The organism is Carboxylicivirga marina (assembly GCF_016612505.1).
In the GTDB taxonomy this organism is placed as follows: domain Bacteria; phylum Bacteroidota; class Bacteroidia; order Bacteroidales; family Marinilabiliaceae; genus Carboxylicivirga; species Carboxylicivirga marina.
In genome coordinates, this window is record NZ_JAENRR010000164.1 from 1 (window position 1) to 750 (window position 750).

Annotated in this window: 1 protein-coding gene; it reads right to left on the minus strand. The window is 58.8% G+C overall.

What is annotated here, in order from left to right:
• Window positions 1-39: 39 nt before the first annotated feature.
• A partial coding sequence (locus JIV24_RS22225) for a phage tail tape measure protein (RefSeq protein ID WP_133293428.1) occupies window positions 40-750 on the minus strand: 711 nt, incomplete at its 5' end.

Consider the following 750-nt stretch of genomic DNA (forward strand, 5'->3'; position numbering starts at 1 on the left):
CCACATCCATACCGGGTTTCACTTTCCAGCGGAAGGTCTTCATCGTCCACCTCCGGAGAACAGGCCACCATCACGCATCTGTGTCTGAATTTCATCACGGGCACCCTTGCGGGCCATGTCATACACCGCCTTCAGAGCAGCCGGACCTATCTGCCCGTTCGTGCCGTCGTTGTTAATCACCACATGGTTATTCTGCTCAAACGTCCCGGACGCCTGCGACCGGCTGTCTGCCATGCTGCCCGGTGTACCGACATAACCGCCGGTGGCATAGCCGCGCATCAGCCGGTAAAGATTCCCCACGCCAATCCGGCTGGTTGCCTCCTTCGTGAAGACAAACTCACCACGGTGAACAATCCCCGCTGGCTCATATTTGCCGCCGGTTCCCGTAAATCCTCCGGTTGCAAAATGGAATTTCGCCGCAGCGGCCTGAATGGCTGTACCGCCTGACGCGGATGCGCCGCCACCAACAGCCCCGCCAATGGCGCTGCCGATACTCCCGACAATCCCCACCATTGCCTGCTTAAGCAGAATTTCTGTCATCATGGACAGCACGGAACGGGTGAAGCTGCGCCAGTTCTGCTCACTGCCGGTCAGCATCGCCGCCATATTCTGTGCAATACCATCAAAGGTCTGCGTGGCTGCACTTTTTACCTGCGACATACTGTCCGTGGCGCTCTCTTCCCACTCACTCCAGCCGGACTTCAGGCCTGCCATCCAGTTCCCGCGAAGCTGGTCTTCAGCCGCCCAGGT